General features: G+C 60.3%; 20 protein-coding genes. 7 read left to right on the top strand and 13 right to left on the bottom strand.

Annotated features, from left to right (window positions below; all coding sequences use genetic code 11):
• Position 1: 1 nt before the first annotated feature.
• Genes BM403_RS04490 through tssA form a run of 9 tightly spaced genes read right to left on the bottom strand, consistent with a single transcriptional unit; the run spans position 2 to position 10,900 of the window.
• Positions 2–133 (bottom strand): type VI secretion protein, encoded by a 132-nt coding sequence (locus tag BM403_RS04490; protein WP_080943345.1) that lies wholly within the window; start codon positions 131–133, stop codon positions 2–4.
• A 42-nt stretch (positions 134–175) separates the two neighbouring features.
• Positions 176–1,708 carry a sigma-54 interaction domain-containing protein gene (locus BM403_RS04485; RefSeq protein WP_093541759.1) on the bottom strand — a complete coding sequence of 511 codons (1,533 nt, stop codon included), beginning with the start codon at positions 1,706–1,708 and terminating at the stop codon, positions 176–178.
• A complete protein-coding gene (locus BM403_RS04480; protein WP_093541757.1) occupies positions 1,705–4,137 on the bottom strand; it encodes an AAA family ATPase in 2,433 nt (810 codons plus the stop codon). The genes BM403_RS04485 and BM403_RS04480 overlap by 4 nt, the downstream gene beginning before the upstream one ends.
• A gap of 12 nt (positions 4,138–4,149) precedes the next feature.
• Entirely contained in the window at positions 4,150–5,157 is a 1,008-nt protein-coding gene (gene tssG / locus BM403_RS04475; protein WP_093541755.1) for a type VI secretion system baseplate subunit TssG, read from the bottom strand.
• A complete protein-coding gene (tssF, locus tag BM403_RS04470) occupies positions 5,121–6,908 on the bottom strand; it encodes a type VI secretion system baseplate subunit TssF (RefSeq protein ID WP_093541753.1) in 1,788 nt (595 codons plus the stop codon). Before tssF ends, tssG begins: the two co-directional genes overlap by 37 nt.
• Positions 6,898–7,299 carry a type VI secretion system baseplate subunit TssE gene (gene tssE / locus BM403_RS04465; RefSeq protein ID WP_093541751.1) on the bottom strand — a complete coding sequence of 134 codons (402 nt, stop codon included), beginning with the start codon at positions 7,297–7,299 and terminating at the stop codon, positions 6,898–6,900. Before tssE ends, tssF begins: the two co-directional genes overlap by 11 nt.
• 14 nt (positions 7,300–7,313) lie before the next feature.
• A complete protein-coding gene (tssC, locus tag BM403_RS04460; protein ID WP_046034756.1) occupies positions 7,314–8,789 on the bottom strand; it encodes a type VI secretion system contractile sheath large subunit in 1,476 nt (491 codons plus the stop codon).
• 27 nt (positions 8,790–8,816) lie between these two features.
• Positions 8,817–9,314 (bottom strand): type VI secretion system contractile sheath small subunit, encoded by a 498-nt coding sequence (tssB, locus tag BM403_RS04455; RefSeq protein ID WP_093541749.1) that lies wholly within the window; start codon positions 9,312–9,314, stop codon positions 8,817–8,819.
• Between the two features lie 32 nt (positions 9,315–9,346).
• The gene (gene tssA / locus BM403_RS04450; RefSeq protein ID WP_093541747.1) at positions 9,347–10,900 is read right to left on the bottom strand and encodes a type VI secretion system protein TssA; all 1,554 of its coding nucleotides are present in this window, start codon (positions 10,898–10,900) and stop codon (positions 9,347–9,349) included.
• Positions 10,901–11,397: 497 nt separating this feature from the next.
• Between tssA and BM403_RS04445 the strand changes: the two genes are divergently transcribed.
• Positions 11,398–11,913: an Hcp family type VI secretion system effector gene (locus tag BM403_RS04445; protein WP_012724698.1), complete on the top strand. Its 516-nt coding sequence runs from the start codon at positions 11,398–11,400 to the stop codon at positions 11,911–11,913.
• Positions 11,914–11,965: 52 nt separating this feature from the next.
• Here BM403_RS04445 and BM403_RS04440 read toward each other — a convergent pair whose 3' ends face one another.
• Positions 11,966–12,787 carry an aldo/keto reductase gene (locus tag BM403_RS04440; RefSeq protein ID WP_093541745.1) on the bottom strand — a complete coding sequence of 274 codons (822 nt, stop codon included), beginning with the start codon at positions 12,785–12,787 and terminating at the stop codon, positions 11,966–11,968.
• Positions 12,788–12,893: 106 nt separating this feature from the next.
• On the opposite strand from BM403_RS04440, the gene BM403_RS04435 reads away from it, so the two are divergent.
• Positions 12,894–13,388: a DUF1543 domain-containing protein gene (locus tag BM403_RS04435; protein ID WP_093541743.1), complete on the top strand. Its 495-nt coding sequence runs from the start codon at positions 12,894–12,896 to the stop codon at positions 13,386–13,388.
• An 83-nt stretch (positions 13,389–13,471) separates the two neighbouring features.
• On the opposite strand, the gene BM403_RS04430 is transcribed toward BM403_RS04435, so the two are convergent.
• Positions 13,472–14,671: a TPM domain-containing protein gene (locus tag BM403_RS04430; protein WP_093541741.1), complete on the bottom strand. Its 1,200-nt coding sequence runs from the start codon at positions 14,669–14,671 to the stop codon at positions 13,472–13,474.
• 128 nt (positions 14,672–14,799) lie between these two features.
• On the opposite strand from BM403_RS04430, the gene BM403_RS04425 reads away from it, so the two are divergent.
• Together BM403_RS04425 and BM403_RS04420 are read left to right on the top strand one after the other, a co-directional pair.
• A complete protein-coding gene (locus BM403_RS04425) occupies positions 14,800–15,615 on the top strand; it encodes an alpha/beta fold hydrolase (protein WP_012724702.1) in 816 nt (271 codons plus the stop codon).
• The gene (locus BM403_RS04420; protein WP_093541739.1) at positions 15,605–16,747 is read left to right on the top strand and encodes a PAS domain-containing sensor histidine kinase; all 1,143 of its coding nucleotides are present in this window, start codon (positions 15,605–15,607) and stop codon (positions 16,745–16,747) included. The genes BM403_RS04425 and BM403_RS04420 overlap by 11 nt, the downstream gene beginning before the upstream one ends.
• Here the strand turns inward: BM403_RS04420 and dapF are convergent.
• Entirely contained in the window at positions 16,735–17,538 is an 804-nt protein-coding gene (gene dapF, locus BM403_RS04415; RefSeq protein WP_012724704.1) for a diaminopimelate epimerase, read from the bottom strand. The two genes, BM403_RS04420 and dapF, sit on opposite strands and share 13 nt — an antisense overlap.
• 74 nt (positions 17,539–17,612) lie before the next feature.
• Between dapF and BM403_RS04410 the strand changes: the two genes are divergently transcribed.
• A complete protein-coding gene (locus BM403_RS04410) occupies positions 17,613–18,122 on the top strand; it encodes a P-loop nucleotide/nucleoside kinase family protein (protein WP_012724705.1) in 510 nt (169 codons plus the stop codon).
• Here BM403_RS04410 and BM403_RS04405 read toward each other — a convergent pair.
• Positions 18,103–19,686 carry a L,D-transpeptidase family protein gene (locus tag BM403_RS04405; protein WP_043205468.1) on the bottom strand — a complete coding sequence of 528 codons (1,584 nt, stop codon included), beginning with the start codon at positions 19,684–19,686 and terminating at the stop codon, positions 18,103–18,105. The two genes, BM403_RS04410 and BM403_RS04405, sit on opposite strands and share 20 nt — an antisense overlap.
• Positions 19,687–19,727: 41 nt before the next feature.
• On the opposite strand from BM403_RS04405, the gene BM403_RS04400 reads away from it, so the two are divergent.
• Both BM403_RS04400 and BM403_RS04395 read left to right on the top strand, forming a co-directional pair.
• On the top strand, positions 19,728–20,441 hold the full coding sequence (locus BM403_RS04400) for a murein L,D-transpeptidase catalytic domain family protein (protein ID WP_012724707.1): 714 nt from the start codon (positions 19,728–19,730) through the stop codon (positions 20,439–20,441).
• A gap of 32 nt (positions 20,442–20,473) precedes the next feature.
• The gene (locus tag BM403_RS04395) at positions 20,474–21,220 is read left to right on the top strand and encodes a creatininase family protein (protein ID WP_012724708.1); all 747 of its coding nucleotides are present in this window, start codon (positions 20,474–20,476) and stop codon (positions 21,218–21,220) included.
• Positions 21,221–21,683 lie beyond the last annotated feature (463 nt).

The following is a 21,683-nucleotide window of genomic DNA, read 5'->3' as shown; positions in this document are numbered from 1 at the left end:
CTCACTGCCCACGACGGGTCGCCTGGGGGTCACCCAATGGACGGTAGTCGGCATCATCAAAGACATAATTGGCGTTACAGCCGCTCAACAAACACAACGCAAGCACCACGGCTCGCCACGGATGAAAAGACATCAGGTATCTCCCATGAAAGTAAGGTGCCCACACGTCGCCCGTTCAGCACTCCTCACGGGCATCACCGACGGGAATCTTCAGACGCGCCAGGCGGTAGAGCAGCGTGCGGCGTGCGACGCCCAACTCACGTGCGGTACGGGTGCGATTGCCACGATTCTTGTGCAGGCAATCGATCAGGACTACGCGCTCGACGCGCTCCAGGCGTTGGCGCAACGTCGCGTCGACTGACTCACTGGTCGCGGGTGCCGACAACGACAGATGGACCGGCAGGATCACACCGTCATCACACAGCAGTACCGCACGCTCCACCAGGCATTTGAGTTCACGGACATTGCCGGGAAAGGCGTGACTGGAGAGTTGATCCAGGGCTGCACTGGACCACCCCACCGGCGCACGCCCAAGCGCAGTAGACGCCTTGTGTGCAAATTCGCGCGCCAACAGCAACACATCGCCGTCGCGCTCACGCAACGGCGGCAGCTCGATAGGAAATTGCGCAAGCCTGTAGTAAAGGTCCTCGCGAAAACTGCCTTGGGCCACCATTGCGGCGAGGTCACGGTGGGTCGCGGCGATGATGCGCACATCGACCTTGTGGGCTTCACTGGCCCCCAGTGGGCGTACTTCTCCTTCCTGCAAAACCCGCAGCAACTTGGCCTGCAGCGACAGTGGCATATCGCCGATTTCGTCCAGGAGCAGCGTGCCACCATGCGCGGTGTCAAATAGCCCCGTGTGGTTGCGCTCCGCCCCCGTGAATGCACCTTTGCGGTAGCCAAACAACTCACTTTCCAATAGCCCTTCGGGAAATGCCGCGCAGTTCTGCACCACGAACGCTTTGCGCTTGCGCGGCCCCGCAGAATGGATCTCTCGTGCGACCACCTCCTTGCCTGTACCCGTCTCGCCCCGCAGCAATACGGTATAGGGCGTATTCAGCACCTTACCGATCAAGCGATACGTCTCATCCATAGCCTTGCTGCTGCCAATCAACCCAAACGCAGCACCGGGGGATGGTGTGCCGTCATGGGTTGGAGCGACACCCTCTGCGGAACGCTTACACCGCAGCAACGCCAGTTGCATCAAGGTAAAACTGCCCAGTTGGCTCAAGGAGGCGGTGTGGTCCGGCCAGTTTTTCCGGCGCTGGCTGGCACACACCAACACGCCGTTGATGGCTTTGCCTCGATTGAACAACGGCACGCATGACAACGCTTGCCAAGGTGTCGCCATCGTCGGCAGGAACCCATATTCGTAAACGCTGCCCGTTAGATCTTCCAGGCTAAGGGCGCTTTGATGGCTGAGCACGTACTGCAACACCTGCTCATGCTGAAAGTCCTGGGTGCAGGCCGGGTCACTGGCGCATAGCACGCCGGGAAAATGCTGGGCGATCAGTTCGAGCCGACCGGTGGACTCATTGCGCCAGTACAATTGGCTGAGTTCGCACTGGCTCAGTTGCGCCACCGCAGCGACACAGAGACTGGGCAAAGTGGCTTCGTCGCCCTCGATGCCCAGGCGGATAAACCAGTCGAGCAGCACATCGGCGCAGGCCAAAGGATGAGGGATCTGAGTGAGCCGGCTATCCCTCATTGGCTGAACTCACAGATGGGATGGCCATTACCCTGGACGCGGGCATGCACCTGTGACAGGGGTTCACCTTGAGCCATGGCCTCCAGCAGCCTATCCACCACTTGCGGCAACAAATGGAGTTCGATCCATTGATCGATGTAACGAGCACCGCTGTCACCGTGGGTACACCGCTCGGCCATGTGTGCAACCAGCTCCGGCGTATAGCTGAAGGCCAGTTTGCGCAGATGCAAGCGCTGCCCCAGACGCTCCAGCTTGAGCCTGGCCAGGTCATGCAGAATCTCTACCGTGACCGGGTAATACGGCACCACACGCATCCGCGCCAACAACGCAGGCTTGAAGTGATCGCGCAACAACGGATGGATCGCCTCTTGCAGCACGTGCACATCAGGTCGCTGGTCGCCAGCGCATAAACGGCCGATGCACTCGCTGCCCAGGTTGGACGTCATCAGGATCAGCGTGTTGCGAAAGTCGATTTCCCGGCCCTCCCCATCGTTGGCCAGGCCCTTGTCGAAAATCTGGTAGAACAGGTTCAACACTTCCGGGTCGGCCTTCTCGACTTCATCGAGCAGCACCACCGAATACGGACGTTGGCGCACGGCTTCTGTCAGCACGCCGCCCTCGCCAAAACCGACATAACCGGGCGGTGCGCCAATCAATCGAGACAGCGAGTGCTTTTCCTGGAACTCCGACATGTTGAGGGTGGTGACAAACCGCTCACCGCCATACAACAGGTCGCCAAGCGCCAATGCAGTTTCAGTCTTGCCCACACCACTTGGGCCGACCAGCAGGAACACACCAACCGGGGCCTCGGCCTTGTTGAGCCCAGCTGCGACGGCACGCAGGCAACGGTCCAAGGCTTGTACCGCCTGTTCCTGGCCGAGAATGCGCGAGCGCAGCGCATCGGCAAAGCCCAAGACCCGTTCACTGTGCTCGAGCGCCAGTTGTTCAACCGGGATACCTGTCCAGGCGCTGATGACCTGGGCCACCAGGCGCGGACACACCTGCTGCGCCGTCTTTTGCTGTTCAAGCCAGCGTTGCTCCAGATGCTCGCATTCGCAGCCCACCGCCTCCATGCGCTGGTTCAGCGCGTGCAGGACCTGCTCATCCACAGAAAGCCCCGAGTCGCGATCCCGGCTCAGTGCCTGAAGCTGCCGCGCACCTTCAGCCTGTTCCGCGTACAGACGCTGCAATGCTTCCGGCGCCATCTCTTGACGGGTACGCAAGCGAGCGCACGCGGTGTCGAGCACATCCACCGCTTTGTCAGGTAACTGCCGCCCGGCCAGGTAACGGGCACTCATCTGCGCCGCCGCGACGACCGCATCGTCCCGCACGTAGACGCCATGGCTTTGCTCATACACCGAAACCAACCCGCGCAGTATCGAAACCGCTTGCTCGACACTCGGTTCACCGACCAGCACAGGTTGGAAGCGCCGGGCCAAGGCCGGATCTTTTTCGAAGTATTTCTTGTATTCCGTCCAGGTGGTGGCAGCAATGGTGCGCAGCTCACCACGGGCCAGGGCGGGCTTGAGCAGGTTGGCGGCATCCGACGTGCCCGCCTGGGCGCCCGCCCCTACCAGCGTATGCGCTTCGTCGATAAACAGGATCACCGGTTTTGCCGAGGCATTCACCTCATCGATCACACCCTTGAGGCGTCGTTCGAGCTCACCCTTGATGCTGGCACCCGCCTGGAGCAGGCCCATGTCCAAGGTCAGCACCCGGACATCCTTGAGAGCGCCCGGCACCTGTGCGCTGACAACACGCAGCGCGAAGCCTTCGACAACCGCGGTCTTGCCGACTCCAGCTTCACCGACCAGTATTGGATTGTTCTTGCGCCGGCGCATGAGGATGTCGATCAACTGGCTGATCTCAGCGTCACGACACAACACCGGGTCGATACGACCTTCATGGGCCTGGCGTGTCAGGTCATGGGTGAAGCGCCCCAGCAGCGATTCGCCCTCAGGCGCAGGATCGGTCGCCGCCACCTGACTCAACACGAAACCGTGCACACGCTCGACATCCAACCGGTTCAAAAACGCCTGATAGGCACTGCCTGCATGCTCCAGCGGATGACGTAACAACGCCAGCAACAGGGCGCCGTGATCGATTTCAGTCTGTCGCAGCTCCAAATGAGCAACCATCAAGGCCTGTTGCAGCCAACGCACCAGTGCCTGGGCAAAAACCGGATTGCGCGAAGCACTCGACTCCCCCTTGGGTTGCAGGGTGGCTTGTAGCTCTCCGGCGTCGAGGCCCGCATCCGCCAGTGCCCTTGCCAGAAGGCCATCGTGATGTTCCAGCAGGGTCAACAGCAGGTCTTCCACCAGCACTTCCCTGCCGCCGCGCGTCACGCAGCGTTCGGCCGAACGCTCCAAGTCTCGACGGGCCCGGGGGGTCAATGTCTGGATCAGTTGTTGCAGGTCCACATTCATCATAACGATTCATCCCTAATGAGCATTGCTCGGCACAATGACCACACCGTCGGCGCATTCATGTGCCAGCCAACTGGTCCAGCCCAGCCGGCAGACGTTGTGTTCGCCAATGTGCAGCGGCCTTATCTCGTCCTTGGCCAGCACCAGCCGCAGGTCATATTCCAAAGGATCACGCGCCGTCAGCCGCACCAATGAACACAGCTGCGGGTAGTCCTTGCCAGTGGGTAGAAACCCATGGAATGCGTGCCAGCCCAACGCCTGCAGATGCACCCTGAACTTGCCGCTGCGATCGTCGACCTGGCCCCCCAGTACGTGGTCATGGCCAAGCACGCTGTTCGCGGCACCCAGCCGATTTCGCTGCGAGTCAGCGATAACAACCCGGCGCTGGACCCATTGCTCGATGAACAAGCGGTTGTGCTTGAAGTAGTAGCGCAGCACCGTCTCGATCAGGGCTGCCGAATGCGCCCGCAGGCTGAGCAACCCCAGGTAAGGCAAGAGCCGCTTGCAGTTCAATTGCGCAGCACTGCGAATCTGCTCTCCTCTTAACCCGATCAACGCAAACATCTGTTCGGAAAAGGCGTCACGTGCGCCTGCCTGGAAACACGCCCGGTAACGATATTTTCGCCAGATCGGCAGCATCAGCCGTTGCAGGCGGTGGTGAAACACATCGAGAAAATCGCGGGTAGCGTTGCCGCCTGCCCCGTCAGCACACGCCTGCTCGCCATAAAACGCGGGCAACGGCGACCCTGCACCACACAGGCCCAGCACGTTAAGGCGCAGACGCGCACGCAATTGGCCGTGCTCGACAAAAAAAGCCACCCGGTCAATATCGTGGCCGGGAAACCCCAGGCCTGGGTTGGCTTGAAACTCCAACAGGTCATACAGCGCGTCGTCGTCCAGCAGCGGATGAGCATCACGCAGACGCTTGACGACCTGCAGAACCGCCTGGAACAGCGAGTATTCGCGGATAACCTGAGACAGTTGCGTTAAAGCAGGGGCTGCTGCCCCATCCGTGGTGGCCATAGGTACACGTCTCCTTGTGTGCTGATGACTCTTAGTTCGTGATAGGCATTGAGGCTGGCGTAGAGCGCGAAGAATTCGTTGAGTACCGAGGCAAATACAAATACTTCGCCCTGGCCCAGAAAGCCCTGGGGATCGACGGTCAGGTCAATTCGTACCCCCCGAAACGGCAAGCCACGGTGCAATCGGTCGACGGCTGAGTGACTGACCGAGCGCATCGCGCCCAACCTTCTCTCGCTGACCTTCTGTGCCTGTCGGTCGTGGTAGCGCGCTAAGTCATAGGTTTGGAGGATCACTTTCAAGGCATTTATGTCGCTCAATGACAGGTAGTTGAGCGACATATTGCTGATAAGCCGCCAGAGAAAATCCTGGTCCAGCGGCGGAGAAAAACTGGCGGTGGGTGCGCAGATATTCTGGAACGACACCCCCTGCGGCGTCTGCTCGCAAGGCTGGTTGATGTCACCGACCTGCAGCCTCCGCGGCAGGTTGTGATTGGTGCACGTCAGTTCGATCGAGAGTGTTTGCGGCTCCAGTTTCAGGCCGTTACCAAACCCAAGCCAGGTATCGAGACCGGCATGCTGTGACGATGGCCGTTGGCGAATGCTGTAGCTCGGGGGGCCCTCCGATCCCTCGGTGTCGCCATCATGTTCAAAGGATTCGAAAGGTACATAGGTCTGATAGCCAAGCCCTCCAGGCTGCCACCCCGTGACACTGTCGACGGAAAATACACTGGCGCTCTCTCGTGAATAGTCGCCGGGAATCAGCAGGTACTCATCCTGCTTGCCGTCCAGGCGGATGGGCACCGCATCATGCTTGAACAGGTTGACGATGGGCGCGCAGTACAGCTTCACGTTATCCAGGGTGGGCAGTTGGGATTCACGCCAGGGATTGCGCAATTCGAAGCGCAACACCATGCCGCACACTTGTTTCAGCAACTCGCCGGGCAGCCTGTGCAATGCGCTCAGCCCGCCCACGTCAACAAACAGATACTTATCAGGAAAGGCAAAGTACTCCTGCAGATGGCGATACCCGCGAAAAGTATTCGACGGATACGGAATCAACGCCTGTTCCTCGCTGAATCCCACCGGCTGTACCTGGTCAGCCCCCAGCCGCAGGGATATTGCCTGCCCATCGGCCCCTGTCACTGGCAGGCCATCGTTGCCCAAAGGCTGCAACTCGATACCTTCAAGATGACGCAATAAGCTCAGGTACAGCGCCTGGCTGATGTAGCGGTCTCCCGCCAGGTGCAGGCGCAGCTGATCGAATGTCAACTCACCGAAATTACCTTCGGCGCTCATGCCCAGACGCAGGCTCAACACCCCTCGCTCTGCGTGGGCGCTGTACTCCAGCGCACTCAGTTGCAGCGGCAGAATCTGCGTGGCGTAACAGGTGCGAAAGCGGCAGCGTTCGTCATTGACGGCGGCACTTTCAACCGGTGTATCACGCGCCACCCACACGCCGGGGCCTGAATGCTTCAACGGATCAAACTGCAGGATGCTGAACGCGGGCATCGGTCGCATGTAATTGGGCCAGAGCAAATGCATCAACGAATGCGTCAGCTCCGGAAGCTCGTCATCCAACTTCTGGCGCAAGCGGCCAGTGAGAAACGCAAAGCCTTCCAGCAACCGCTCTACATCCGGATCCTGGCCGGACTCCGCAAGAAAAGGCGCGAGCGCCGGGTTGCGCTGGGAGAACCGCCGCCCGAGTTGGCGTAACGCACTGAGCTCGCTTTGGTAGTAACGGTTAAAGGACATCCGGCAAGACCTCTACCCGACCGGCATCACATAACCGCGCGGTAAACACCACGGGTTGCTCGGCCCCCTTGATCACCAGTGTGGCTTCGATAGCGAACGCCAGGGCCAACGGATCATGATCCCGTGGCAATGTCTTGACCCGCACCTGCTTCAAGCGCGGCTCGTAGGCGCGGATAAATCGCTCGATCAACACGCGCGACTGACTCAATGATTCGTGCAGGCTCTGATTCATATCATTAAGGTCGGGCAAGCCGTAGTCGGGCAGTGTCTGCACACTGCCCGCACGGATGCTGAGCATTTTCCCCAGATGGAGTGCGACCGATGTCACGCCACATGCCTGGGTCGTCGCCGGACGCTCGAGTCGCTCGAAAAGGCTTTGGTAGTGGGGCATTGCCTGGCCTCGGCTCATTCTTTATCGAGCTTGCCAACCAGGGACAGCGTGAAATCCGCCCCCATGTACTTGAAGTGCGGTCGCACACTCAGGTTGACGCGGTACCAGCCAGGCTCGCCCTCGACATCACTGACAACGATGCGTGCTGCGCGCAAGGGGCGCCGCCCGCGCACTTCGGCACTAGGGTTTTCCTGGTCGGCAACGTACTGGCGAATCCATTTATTGAGCTCCAGCTCCAGGTCGGTGCGCTCCTTCCATGAACCCAGTTGTTCGCGCTGAAGGACCTTGAGGTAATGGGCCAGGCGATTGACCACCATCATGTAGGGCAACTGTGTTCCCAAGCGGTAATTCAGCTCGGCTTCCTTGCCCTCGGGGCTGAGGCCGAAGTGTTTCGGCTTTTGTACCGAGCTGGCAGAGAAGAACGCGGCGTTGTCACTGCCCTTGCGCATCGTCAAGGCAATGAAGCCCTCTTGCGCCAGTTCGTATTCACGACGGTCGGAAACCAGCACTTCGGTCGGGATCTTGGTTTCAATCTCCCCCATGCTGTGGAAGTGATGCAACGGCAAGTCTTCTACCGCGCCACCGCTTTGCGGGCCGATGATGTTCGGGCACCAGCGAAAGCGCGCGAAGCTGTCGGTCAGGCGCGTGGCAAAGGCGTAGGCTGTATTGCCCCACAGGTAATGTTCGTGGCTGTTGACCACGTTTTCCTGGTAGGCAAAGGTCTTGACCGGGCATTCGAGGGGGTCATAAGGCGTACGGAGCAAGAAACGCGGCACAGTCAACCCGATGTAACGCGCGTCCTCGCTCTGGCGAAAGCTTTGCCACTTGGCAAACTGCGGGCCTTCGAAATGGTCCTTCAGATCTTTAAGATCCGGTAAGCCGGTGAAGCTCTCCAACCCGAAGAACGCTGGCCCGGCTGCCGCGATAAAAGGCGCATGCGCCATGCATGCCACACTGGAAGCGTATTGCATCAGCTTTACATCAGGCGCGCTGGGCGACAGAAAATAGTTGGCAATGATCGCGCCCACAGGCTGACCGCCAAACTGGCCGTATTCAGCACTGTAGATATGTTTGTACAAGCCCGACTGGGTCACTTCCGGAGAGTCTTCGAAGTCTTCCAGCAGGTCTTGCCGGGAAACGTTCAAGAGTTCGATCTTGATGTTTTCGCGAAAGTCGGTGCGATCCACCAACAACTGTAGCCCTTTCCAGGACGCTTCCAGGGCCTGAAAGTCCGGGTGGTGCAATATCTCGTCCATTTGCAGACTGAGCTTGGTGTCGATCTCGGCAATCATCCGGTCGACCAAGCGTTTTTTTACCGGCTCGCCACGGTTCTGCGGCTTGATCAACTCTTCGATAAACGCCGAGACACCCCGTTTGGCAATGCCATACGCTTCGTCATCGGCACTCAGTAGCGTCTGGGCAACGATGTTGTCGAGGATGCTGTATTCATCAGCGGTTTGTGCCGGTAGCGCGTGTTGTGGTGTGGTCATGCGGTCAGTGTCCTTTTACTGAAAATGTCAGGCGTACGGGCTGCCCAGGCCCAGCTCCGCCAGTACCCGCGCGCGGGACTCGTCATCGGCCAGGGCCTGTTCGATGGCCTTGCGAAAGCTCGGGGTGTTGCCCAGTGGGCCTTTGAGAGCCATCAGTGCCTCGCGCAACGCCATCAGCTTGTGCAACTCCGGAACCTGCTCAACCAGGTTCGCGGGATTGAAATCCTTCATGGCGTTAATGCGTATCTGAATGGCCAGTTCCTCAACGTCCGCATCCTCCTGCAGACGATTGGGCACATTCAGCGTCAGGCTCAACGCCTGTTTGGCCAGCACGTCATCAAGGGTGTTTTTGTCGATCGCGATGGGTTTGCGATCTTCAAGCTTGCGCGCGTCCTCACGCTGGGTGAAATCTCCCAGCACCAATAGTTTCAACGGCAGTTCGACTTCTTCCTGCGCCCCGCCGATGGCGGGTTTGAACGTGATATTGATACGTTCCTTGGGGGCTACCGAACCTTCTTTGGCCATGGTGTCTCTCCTTTTTCAAGTGGCTCGAAAGCCTATTCAAGTACCGCTTCCAGATCGAAGAGACACAGCCTGCGATGGGTGTCTTCCTTGCGCTCGCGCACGGCGTGGTTTTGCGGCAACAGGTCGCAGCAGCGGTAGAGAAGCTGTGTCACTTGAAGGGCCAGCTCCGGCTCCCAACGCTCCAGGCCTGTGTGTTGCAGTTCGTGGTCCAGCTGTTCGAGCTGGATCTTCGCCAGCTCATGCTTGCCCGCCAGCACACACAGACGCGCTTGGGCCAACCGCCAATAAAAACGTGCGCGATCACTGCGAGCGGCATACATGCCTTGTTTGAGCTCATGGATGGCGGCCTTGAGGCCGTCCTTGCGTAAGCGGGTTGCGACCGCCTGCAAGGCGATCTCCCACGGCTCGGCGTCGGCATCAACTATCAATGCAGGCGATTCGGGTATTTGCAGGTGACGGGTAACTTGCAGCGCTATCCAGTCACGGGTCGCGGGGTCGGCAAAAGGAGCCCCGTCGTGAAAGCGAAACTCCGCCAGGTTTGGCAAACGTTGCAGCAACAGAGCGAAGGTCACCTCCAGCTCGGTCATGGCCTGTTCGGCCTGCAAGGCCTCCAGGCATTGCCAGAGCATGTGCAGCCCATCGAACCAGAACATCGCACCGGCGAGACTGGCTTCAAGTTCGAGCACCAGATCGGCGTGATGACCTTGGGCAAAACGCTCCTGATAACGCTTGAGCTTGTCGGGAGCGGGCCCACGCAGGGCGGTGAGCCGTTCGTTGTCGGCATCCGGATAATTGGCCAGCGCCAGCCAGGTCAATGTTCGGTTCAGGCGAAAAGCGCGCAGGTCGGTGGCGTTCTGACGCAACCACCATACGCACAGCGTGCGCGCCTGTTCCTGCAAGGTGCGCAACAACCTGTGGGCGTCTTTTTCGTTGTCCACCCGCGCTTCGGGCTTGAGCAATTGGGTGGTCGCCTGCTTGACGTGCGCAATGACACCACTCAGCCCTGCGACGGGGGCGTCGTCCTGCGCAGCGCGCTCCAGTCGCTGAGCCAATTGCCTGCGAATCGGCAACAATATTGGCGCGGCATCCCCCAAGTGCTCGGCCCACAGCTCATCGAGGCGTATCAGGTGTTCAAGCACCGCCTGGAACAAAGGCTGCTGGTTCTGGAGCGGCAGGCTTTGCGTGAACAAGGGCTCAAGGCGCAACACCAACCATCCGAATGCCGCGCCACGGGTGCGTGGTTTTCCGGGGTGGACCTCAGACCAATGATGCTCGCAAAAATAGCGCAACAACCCGAGCCCGGCCAACAATCCCGGGTAGGATTCCCTTTGGTGCAGCGCCCAGGTCAGCCAAACGGCGACCCGCAGGTCCTTGGATTGCTGGCGCAACAGGATTTCGCCGGCTTCCAGGACCTTATGCCAATCGGGTTGACCACTGCCATGAATTGATCGTGCCTTGGCAAGCTCGAACTCCAGGACCTCATATTCACTCGAAAAGCGCATATCACTGCCCGCAAAACTTGTTGGCATGCAGGGCGACCGTGCAAGTTCAAGGTAATAATCATACAGCTTGTCCGAATAAGCCATTTGGCACCGCACGCAACTAAACAAGAAAGAACAAGACAATAAGCCCAAAAAAGACCAACTAAGCACATTTAATGTGCGCCTCAGAAAGTCATCTTCGCATCGCTGGAATTCCTGCGAAGCTCACGAACCTTAGCCATGCCTAAAACATTCAGCAAGCGACGGAACCACACTTAATCCTTTTCCTACAAACACCTAAAAGCTTGGACTGCGCAGCATTTTGCGCACTCACCCCCCACATAAACACCCGATATCCCCACCCACCTCAACAGTTACAAAACAACTTAACTGAGCAATTAAATGCGCACCGTTGCGCAATCAAATACTTAACCAACCCCATAAAGCCTGCCTCAGCACAATGAAAATCCGAACTTATAGAATGCAACACCCTTGTTTTATTGCGCCCAACACTTTCAGGCACGCTTCTTGTTATAGGCACTTGCCCAGCCGATGCAATTGTCGGTTGGAACTACCTCATCAATCAGGCAAGGAAACCCGTCATGCCAACACCCGCGTATCTTTCCATCACCGGTGTCAAACAAGGTTTGATTACGGCAGGCACGTTTACCCAGGACTCGGTAGGTAATATTTACCAGGAAGGCCATGAGGATCAGATTCTGGTCCAGGCTTTTGCTCATCAAGTGATCATTCCGCGCGACCCACAATCCGGCCAGCCAACAGGCCAAAGGGTCCATAAACCGTTGATGATCAGCAAAGTGTTCGATAAGTCCTCGCCCTTGCTGTTCAGCGCGTTGACCAGCGGCGAAGAGGTCAAGTGCCGGCTCGAATGGTTACGCACCTCGTCGGCCGGCACCCAAGAGCACTACTTCACGATTGAACTGGAGGGGGCAACCATCGTCGACATCCAGTCGCGCATGCCCAACTGCCAGGATCCGGACAACGCCCATTTCACCCACTTGGAAGATGTGTACTTCACCTATCGCAAGATCGTATGGACCCACGAAGTGTCCGGCACTTCCGGGTCGGATGACTGGCGCAGTCCGGTAGCGGGCTAAACCGCTTTAACGCAGGTACGGCGCCAGGGAAGGCGCCGTACCTGCCATCCCGCTACACCATCGCCAACGGGTGCTTGCGCTTGGGTGCGCCAAACACGCGATCGATAGCATCCAGGTCGTGTTCATCCAGCACGAGTTTGGCTGCGGCTGCGTTGAGTCGCACGTGTTCCGGGGTGACCGCCTTGGGGATCGCGATCACACCGTCCTGGCGCAATACCCAGGCCAGGGAAACCTGGGCCGGTGTCACCTCGTGGCGATGGGCGATCTGCTTCAGGGTCGGGCTGGCCAACAGCTCGCCACCCTGAGCGATCGGGCAGTACGCCATCAAGGGCAAGTGATGCTGTTGCCACCAGGGCAGCAGGTCGAATTCGATGCCGCGCTCTTCGATGTTGTAGAGCACCTGGTTGGTGGCGCAGGCCGGAGAGGCGAGTTCCTGCAGGTCGGCCACATCGAAATTGGAGACGCCCCAGCGGCCGATCTTGCCGGCTTCGCGCAGGCGCTCGAAGGCCTCGACGGTTTCTTCAAGGGGATATTGGCCGCGCCAGTGCAACAGATACAGATCGATATAGTCGGTACCCAGGCGCTGGAGGCTGGCTTCACAGGCACGAGGCACGCCCTTGCGGCTGGCGTTGTGCGGGTAGACCTTGCTCACCAGGAAGACTTGGTCGCGCCTGCCACGGATGGCTTCGCCCACAACCGTTTCGGCGCCGCCCTCACCGTACATTTCGGCGGTATCGATCAGGGTCATGCCCTCATCGATGCCCAGTTGCAGCGCCGCGACTTCGGCGCGCTGCTGGTCGGGGTTCTCGCCCATGCGCCAGGTCCCCTGGCCGATGACAGGAACGGGGACGCCCGCCAGATCAATGGTACGCATGACAATCTCCTGATGAGTTCGCGGATTAACAGTGTGGCATTGGCCGGACAAAAGGGTTCAATCGAAGTATGGTTACCCTCTGCCAAGATGCCAGGAAGGACCTGCAATGCTGTTTGTCGTTATGCTCGGGGGCAAGCACCCACGGGCGAAAATCGAAGTCCACGATGTGGTGTTTGCTGTGGCGGACACGCTGGAGGCTACCTACCCGCAATTGCGTGACGGCTGGTTCGGCAGCCCTAAGGGTGTGCATATCGATGCGTGGATGGGGGTGGATGGCGTTGACGGCTGGAAAGTCGAGTTCAGCCCGCTGGCGCCTGCTGCCGGCGCGCATCACCTGTACTTCCTCAACCTCGGCGGTTATGAAGCCAACAGCTTTGGCGAAGCCCACCACTACCTGTTGGTGGTGGCGCGCAATAAACAGGAGGCCACCCGCCAGGGCAAGCAACAGATGCTGCGCCATTGGTCCCAGGCCCACACCGATGGGGTATTGGACCTCGACGACTGCCTGCCCATCGACCTGGTGGACGGTCGATATGTCCACCTGGTGCAGGGCCCGCACCGGCCAATCCTGCAGCAGAACGACTACATCGTCCTGGCCTGAACAACCGGCGTTGAAGGAATCGAGCCGTTTTACATACGTTTGAGCTTCAAGAGAGGGTTTGGCTAAACGCCGCGCTCACGGTTTTACCAGCTCCCGGACGCCCCGCCGCCGCCACTGGAACCGCCTCCTCCCGATGAACTGTTACTGGAACTGGAGCCGCTGGAGCTTGAACCGGAACCGCCACCCGAGCCCGAGCCCGAGCCCCCATTGGAGATGCTCTGGACAAACACGATAAACGCCACGATTGACGCGGCCGGTATCGCCAGTAACCAACCTTGATAACCATGCCCGAGCAAAACACCCACCCCCGCGTAAATCGCCAACACCGCCAGAACACGCACGATGAAGAAGCGCGGGCTTTTTCTTAAGGACTCGCGGATAACGAAAAACAGCCCTACGTACAGCCCCAACACCAAGGCACCACCAAACGGCCATGCCAGCCAATGGACCAAGTTGACTTCAACGAAGTGGTTCACTCCCAGCACCGCGACGATATACGCCAGCAGTCCTAACACGCAGTAAAACACCCCACGCGCCAGCCACAATGCGCCGAATGTTGCGCCGCCGATCAGCAGCGTCAGGGGCAGCACCAGCAGAAACACCAGCCAGTCACGGCCGCCGCCAAAAATAGCCAGCAGCACCGTGACTGCCACGGTGGCAATCAAGGCACGGCGCCACTGCAACTTGCCGGCGGCGATCAGGACACCGCCAATTGCCCCGACGATGAACGCCAGCAATACGGTAATCGTCTGGGGATTGAACGCAGGGCCCGCAACCGGGGGCAATTCACCACCGTCCACCAGCACGACCAGGTTATTGACGCCTTGGACCACCCCACCCGCATAGTCACCCTGGCGAAACGCCGGGGTGATGTGTTCTTCGATGATGCGGTGAGCCAGCAAATCGGTGACGGTGCCTTCCAGGCCGTAACCCACTTCGATGCGCACCTTGCGGTCGTGCTTGGCAACAACCAGCAGGATGCCGTCGTTGACGTCCTTGCGCCCTAGCTTCCACGCGCGAAACAGTTGGTTGGCATAGTCCTCAATGCTCGCGCCGCCGGTACTGGGTACCAGCAGTACGGCGACTTGTGCGCCTTTGCGCTGTTCAAGGTCGGCAAGCTGGTTTTTCAGACGGGTGGTGGTGCCGGCAGCCAGCGTGTTGGTGAGGTCAATCACCCGTTGGTCGAGGGCTACACCGATAGGTGACGTATCCGCGTGGACGGTGGCAAGCAGGCTGATCAACACCAGCAGACTCAAGACGGATTGCCGCACACGCTGCATCATGTTTTGTTACCTGAAGTTTCTTCCTGAAGGCGCCGACTTTACCTTATCGGCGCTATAACGCGTGACCCAAAGCGTTTGACTATCTAAACTGCCCGCACGCATAGCAATACGCCATAACCGGGAAGCCCATGGACCTACTCCATCGTAACAATGTCAGCGTGATGGGCTCCGGGACCTCGACCCTGGTGTTTTCCCACGGGTTCGGTTGCAACCAGGCCATGTGGAACTACCTGGCGCCGCACTTCCTGGAACGCTTTCGCGTCGTGATGTATGACCTGGTAGGCGCGGGCCTGTCTGACCTGAGTGCCTTCGACAAGGCCAAGTACAGCACGCTGGACGGTTATGCCCGGGACCTCAATGAAATTATCGATGCCTATGCCGTCGGCCCCGTGATCCTGGTGGGGCATTCGGTGAGCGCGATGATCGGTGCCCTCGCCGACCGCCTGGCTCCGGGCCGAGTCGCGGCCCATGTCATGATCGGGCCGTCGCCGCGCTATATCGATGACGACGGGTACATCGGTGGTTTCAAGCACAGCGATATCGACGACTTACTCGATACCCTCGACAGTAACTACCTCGGCTGGTCAAGCGCCATGGCCCCGGTGATTATGGGCGCGCAAGGTCAATCGGCGCTGGGTGTAGAGTTGACCGAGAGTTTCTGCCGCACTGAACCCGAGATCGCCAAGCAATTCGCGCGGGTCACGTTTATGTCGGATAACCGCCAGGATGTGATCGGCTTGGCTACCCCGGTACTGATCCTGCAATCGACCGATGACCTAATCGCTCCCGTGGCCGTAGGCGAATACCTGCACCGCGTGCTGCCCAACAGCAGCTATTGCCTCGTGGACAACATCGGCCATTGCCCGCACATGAGCGCGCCACAGGCCTGCGCTACGGCCATGGACAGTTTCCTGGCCCATTGGGCGGCTGCACGTGCAAGCTGACCTGTTCGACAGCGCGGCCTGCGCCCTGGCCGTCACCTCGGAAGACGGCATGATCCTGCAAGCCAATGCGCGCTTCAGTGAATGGCTGGGGTTCAGCACTACGGAGCTGTGCGGCAAGCGTTTCCAGGATTTGCTGACCATGGGCGGGCGCATCTTCCACCAGACGCACCTGGCCCCCATGTTGCGCATGCATGGCAGCGTCACCGAAGTGAAGCTCGATATGCTGCACCATGACGGGCACAAGGTCACCGTGCTGCTCAACGGCATCAGGCGTGAACACGCCGACGCCGTGGTGTACGACCTGGCCCTGTTCGGCACCACCGACCGCGACAAGTACGAACGCGAGCTGCTCAACGCGCGCAACCTGGCCGAAGCGCTGTTGCAGGAAAAAACCGCCGCCGAACTCGCCTTGAAGCAAGCCCAGGCCGAACTGAGCGAGGCCTATACCATTTCCCAACGCCGCGCGTTGTTCGCCGAGCAGATGGTGGCAATTGTCAGTCATGACCTGAAAAACCCACTCACGGCCATTCGCATGGCGTCCGACTTCCTCAGTCGCGGTGAACGCACGCCCAAGGAGCAGCAGTTGCTCGGGCATATTGGCCAGTCGTCCGAGCGTGCCCAGCGCATGATCGCCGATCTGCTGGACTTCACCCAGGCGCGGGTCGGCCAGGGCATCGTCATCAAGGCCACCTCCATGGATTTGCATAGCGTGATTCATCGCACCGTGGATGAACTGCGCGTGGCGTTCCCCAAGGCGACGCTGGAGCACCACGCGATTGGCAGCGGCAACGCCCATTTGGACGCAGACCGCGTGCAACAGATCATCGGCAACCTGGTGGCCAACAGCGTGGCTTATGGCGATTTGCAACGGCCGATCAGTATTACCTCGCGCCTGGGCGAAGGCCGCTGCGAAGTGTCAGTGCACAACCACGGCGCAGCCATACCGGAGGCCTTATTGGCCGGGCTGTTCGAGCCTATGACCCGCGGCACCGACCAGGGCAGCGATGTGCGCAGCGTGGGCCTGGGCCTGTATATCGTGCGCGAGTTGGCCAAGGTACACGGTGGGGATGTGGCGGTGAGTTCCTGTGCAACCGGCGGCACCACCTTTACCGTGACATTTCAAGGCACGTAGGCGCTGCCCTGCATCACCGGCTCCACACTGCCGGTCAATACCACACCGCCCTCGCCCGTCCACTGCACGGTCACCGTGCCGCCGTCGCACTGCACCTGCACAGTGGCATCCAGCAGCCCGCGCCGGATCCCATTGACTACCGCCCCACAGCAGCACGACCCCGACCCCAACGCCACACCGCCACCGCGCTCCCAGATGCGCAGGCGGATATGGCTACGGTCGAGCACTTGCACGAAATGCACATTGGTCCTGGCCGGGAACAGCGGATGAATCTCCAACGCCGGGCCCAGGCCTGCTACGTCGACAGCCGCGATGTCGTCGACGAAAAACGTACAGTGGGGGTTGCCCATGCTGCACGCCGCCGGGCTGCCTTCGACAGGCAATGTCAAGGTGTCCATCGCGTCGGACAGAGGCACGGCCGTCCACTCCAGCGAGGGCTCGCCCATGTCCACCGACACTTGCCGCCCCGGCGCACGCACGCAGGTCAGCAGGCCGCGGTCGGTACGCAGCACGATCGAATCCTTGCCGGTTTCATGCATCAACCGATCGGCCACGCCACGGGTAGCGCTGCCGCAAGTGGCCAGCGGCGTGCCGTTGGCGTTCCAGAAGCTGATACGTGCGGCCGCCTCTTCACAATCGTACACAACGGCCAATTGGTTGAAGCCGATACCGGTGTGACGGTTGCCCAACTGACGGGCAATGGCCGCGGTGATCGGATCGTCCAAGCCACGGCGATCAATGATGATGAAGTCGTCGCCGTGGGCGTGCATCTTTACGAACGGCAAAAGCATGGGCTGTCCTGTGGTCGACTCATGGGGGAACTGAAGGATACCCTGAACACGCACGCCTTTATCGAGAGCCCCCCATGCTAATTGTCTTCAGCGGACTGCCCGGCACCGGCAAGACCACGATAGCCCGTGAACTGGCGCGCCGGACCGGTGCGATTTACCTGCGTATCGATGTGATTGAACAGGCGATCCGCGATGCCGCCGTGCTGGCCGGCGATGTCGGTGCCAGCGGCTACAGCGTGGCAAACGCGCTGGCGTTGAGCAATCTGCAACTGGGCCACTGCGTGGTGGCCGACTGTGTGAACCCGGTCAAGGAAAGCCGGGATGCGTGGAAGGCTGTGGCGGCAATGGCAGCGGTCGAGTTGACGGATATTCTGGTGATTTGCTCTGACCGCCAGGAACATCAACGGCGGGTGGCAACCCGTAAAGCAGATATTCCCGGCCTGACGCCTCCCACTTGGCAGTCCGTCCTGGCGCATGAGTTCGAGGCGTGGGACGAGATGCCGCTGACGGTCGACACCGCCCTCATGACCCAGGATGAGGCTGTCGCGATGACGCTGGCGAACCTCAGAGCAAACTCCCCATAGCCTTCATCAACACCAGATCGCGCGCGTAAATATCCGGGGCGTACACCAAGCCGCCCTGGCGGTCGACCTCAACCGTCCAGTAGCCCAACAGCACCGGCACCGGCGTGGCAAGCCTGAACTCATGTGTCACGCCGGTGGCCAGCAATTCATCGGTGCGCGCGCGTTCGGCCGGGCTCACCAGTAAATCGCGCAGCAGTAGTGGTTGCTCGACCCTCACACACCCCGAACTGAACGCCCGCGGACCTTTGGTAAACAGGGGCTGGCTCGGCGTGTCGTGCAGGTACACCGAGTAAGGGTTGGGGAAGCGCATGACGATCTTGCCCAGCGGGTTACGCGGACCGGCTTCCTGGCGCAGCAGGATATTGCCGGGACGCGCCCAGTCGATTTGCTCGGGGGCCAACGGGTGGCCTTCGGCGTCAAGCACTTGCAGGTTCTGTTGGCGCAGGTATTCAGGGTTGAGGCGGATGGCCGGGAGTTTGTCCTCGCGCATGATGGTAGGCGGGATGGTCCACGTCGGGTTGAGGGTCAGCCGGGTGATGCGCGATTTGAGCAGCGGCGTCTGGCGTTCGGCGCGGCCGACTTGCAGGCGGGTCTGCCACACGGGGATGCCGCTCTGGTACACGCTCAGTTGCGCGGCGGCTACGTTGACCAATACGCCTTCGGGCTCCAGGTCCTGGGCCAGCCAGCGGAAGCGCTCAAGGTTGATGCGCAGCTGTTCTCGGCGGATCGCCGGGCTGATATTCAGTTCGGCCACAGTACCCGCGCCGATCACGCCATCGGCTTGCAAGGAGTGGCTGAGCTGGAAAGCCTTTACCGCCTTGACCAACTCATCGTGGTATTGCTTGCCGCTCGACGCCGTGGCCAGGTAGCCGCCGCTGATCAAGCGCCGTGCCAGCTCCGGTACACGCGGGTCTTCCATGCCGGGGCGCAACAGCGGGCCACTGCCGACCGGGTCCCAATGCGGCAACGGCTGCTGGCGCACAGTGGCATAGGCGTTGCGCAGGCTGCGGTATAAGTCGGCGCTGGGACGTGCCTGGTCGAATGCCTGGGCCATGTCTTGCAGGCCCGCGGCGGCAAAGGCCAGCACTTCAGTGTTGGGGTCACGGGTGGGCGGCTGCGAATGCCACAGCGGTTCGAAACGCGATTGCTGAAGACGTCCGTAGTGCAGGTCCCAGAGCGCTTGCAGGTAATGCTGGCTGGTACCGATATCGCTGCACAGCACGTTGGTCGTGGCATCCAGCGCAGGGAGGCTATAGTGGGTGGGGTCCAGGCCGTCATCGGCGAGCATCAGCAACTGTGTTTGCAGGGCTTGCCGGCGTTCGTCGGCAGACCACAGCGGCTCATCACCCTGCTGCTGATAAAAGGCTTGCAGACGCGCTTGGGCGGCGCCGTCGATCTGCGGCGCGAGGCTGGGGCAGACGCTGGGCAGTTGGGCCAACGCCTGTTGCACGGGGGCGGTATTGACCAGGGCCGGGGGTGCGACGGGCAAAGGCTCATCGGCTGTCGCGACCAGTGGTGCAACGAGCAGGCAAATGCTCAAGTAACATGCGTGTTTTTTGAACAATTGGCTTAGCTCCAATCCACAGCGGGGGGGATGTACTGTAGATGCTGACTTTATTGTGTCGCTTAGGCCTGATCGCCTTGTCCCTGGTTACGTTGAGCAATTCTGCGCTCGCGGCCAATGGGATTCCTCCTAACTTATATAGCAGCCTGGCGCGCTCGGCTCCAGAACTCAATCCCACTGTACTGAAAAGCGCCCTGAGCGCCATGCAGTGTGCCGTCAGTAATGGCGAGGAACGTTCCGAGCGCCTAGCGGTTATTGACTATTCACAGCCCTCGACCGCCCGTCGGCTGTGGATCTTCGATTTGCGCAAGAAGACCCTGGTGCTGCGCGACCTGGTCGCCCACGGTGCCAACTCCGGGGAAAACTTCGCCACCCAGTTCTCCAATCGCGAAGGCAGCCACCAATCAAGCCTGGGCCTGTTCCGCACCCAGGAGAGTTACCTGGGCACCCACGGCTACTCGTTGCGCATGGATGGCCTCGAGCCAGGCTTCAACGACCAGGCACGCGACCGCGCCCTGGTCATCCACGCCGCCGACTACGTCAGCCCGCTGTGGAGCAAGCGCGAAGGCCGTATCGGCCGCAGCCAGGGTTGCCCCGCCGTGCGCCCGCAGGTGGCGCGCCAGGTGGTGGATAAGCTCAAGGATGGGCAGTTCATGTTTTCGTGGTACCCCGACCAGCGCTGGTTGAAGTCCTCGACGTACCTCAATTGCAAACCCCAACAGGTGGCGAGTAGTCGTACAATCCGTGGCGGATAGCCTGTTCCCATCGATAAAAAAGAGAGCCACGCATGCTTCTACATCAATCCACCTGGATCGAGATCGGCCAGTTTCTGGAACGCAGCCGCACGGTGGTAATCCCCATCGGCTCCAACGAGCAGCATGGCCCCACCGGCCTGCTCGGCACCGACTGGATGTGCCCGGAAATCATCGCCCATGAAGCACAGCAGCACGCGGACATCCTGATCGGCCCGACCTTCAATATCGGCATGGCCCAGCACCACCTGGGCTTTCCCGGCACCATTTCCCTGCGCCCTTCCACCTTCATCGCCGCAATCGGCGACTGGGTGCGCTCGCTGGCCGGGCATGGTTTCGAGAAGATTCTGTTTCTGAACGGCCATGGCGGCAATATCGCCACCATTGAAGCGGCGTTTTCCGAGCTATACGCCGAAGCCAGTTTCGCCCGCCGCCCGGCCGGGTTCGCGCTGAAGCTGGTGAACTGGTGGGACCTGGAAGGCGTGACCGACCTGGCCCAACGCCAATTCCCGGTGGGCCACGGCAGCCATGCCACGCCATCGGAGATTGCGGTGACGCAATGGGCATACCCGGAGTCGATCAAGACCGCCGACTACTCGCCGCAAATCGCCAACACCGGGCCGATCCGTGAAGCACTGGACTTCCGCGCACGCTTCCCCGACGGGCGCATGGGCTCGGACCCGGCGCTGGCAACGGTGGAGAAAGGTGGGGAGTTGGTGGCGTTGGCGGCGCAAGGGTTGGTCAAGGCAGTCAACAGTTTCAGTAACGAAGCCAAACCCTGATCCCTATCTGAATCAAACTGTGGGAGGAGACTTGCTCCCGATAGCAGTGTGTCAGCTAATGCACCTGTGACTGCCCCACCGCCATCGGGGGCAAGCCCCCTCCCACACTCAACCGAGATCGACAGTAAAAAACCGACCGGCTCCAAGCCCGCCACTCTAGGCCGAGAGATCAATCAGCCCTGCTTTTGATCTACACCACTCAGGTCGGCTACCAGGCCGCCGTGCTCTTGCTTTTGATCTTGATCTGAGGCGCCCCGTCAAACACGCTGGCCGAACGCAGGCTTGAATCCGTAGGTAACCCGGCAGGACGCCGGGTTAGCCGCCCCGCGCCATGGATGGCGCGTGGCGGCGGCCCACGGATTCAAGCCGGAGTGAGGGCACACCGAGCCTAGGCGAGGTGCCGAGTGTTGGGGCGAAGCGTTTTGGGTTACTTTTGGCGCTCTTCCAAAAGTGACCCGCCGTA

The organism is Pseudomonas sp. OV546 (assembly GCF_900116845.1).
GTDB classification, from domain to species: domain Bacteria; phylum Pseudomonadota; class Gammaproteobacteria; order Pseudomonadales; family Pseudomonadaceae; genus Aquipseudomonas; species Aquipseudomonas petroselini.
The sequence above is the reverse complement of the archived record's forward strand: the minus strand, read 5'-3'. Positions and strand labels throughout refer to the sequence as shown.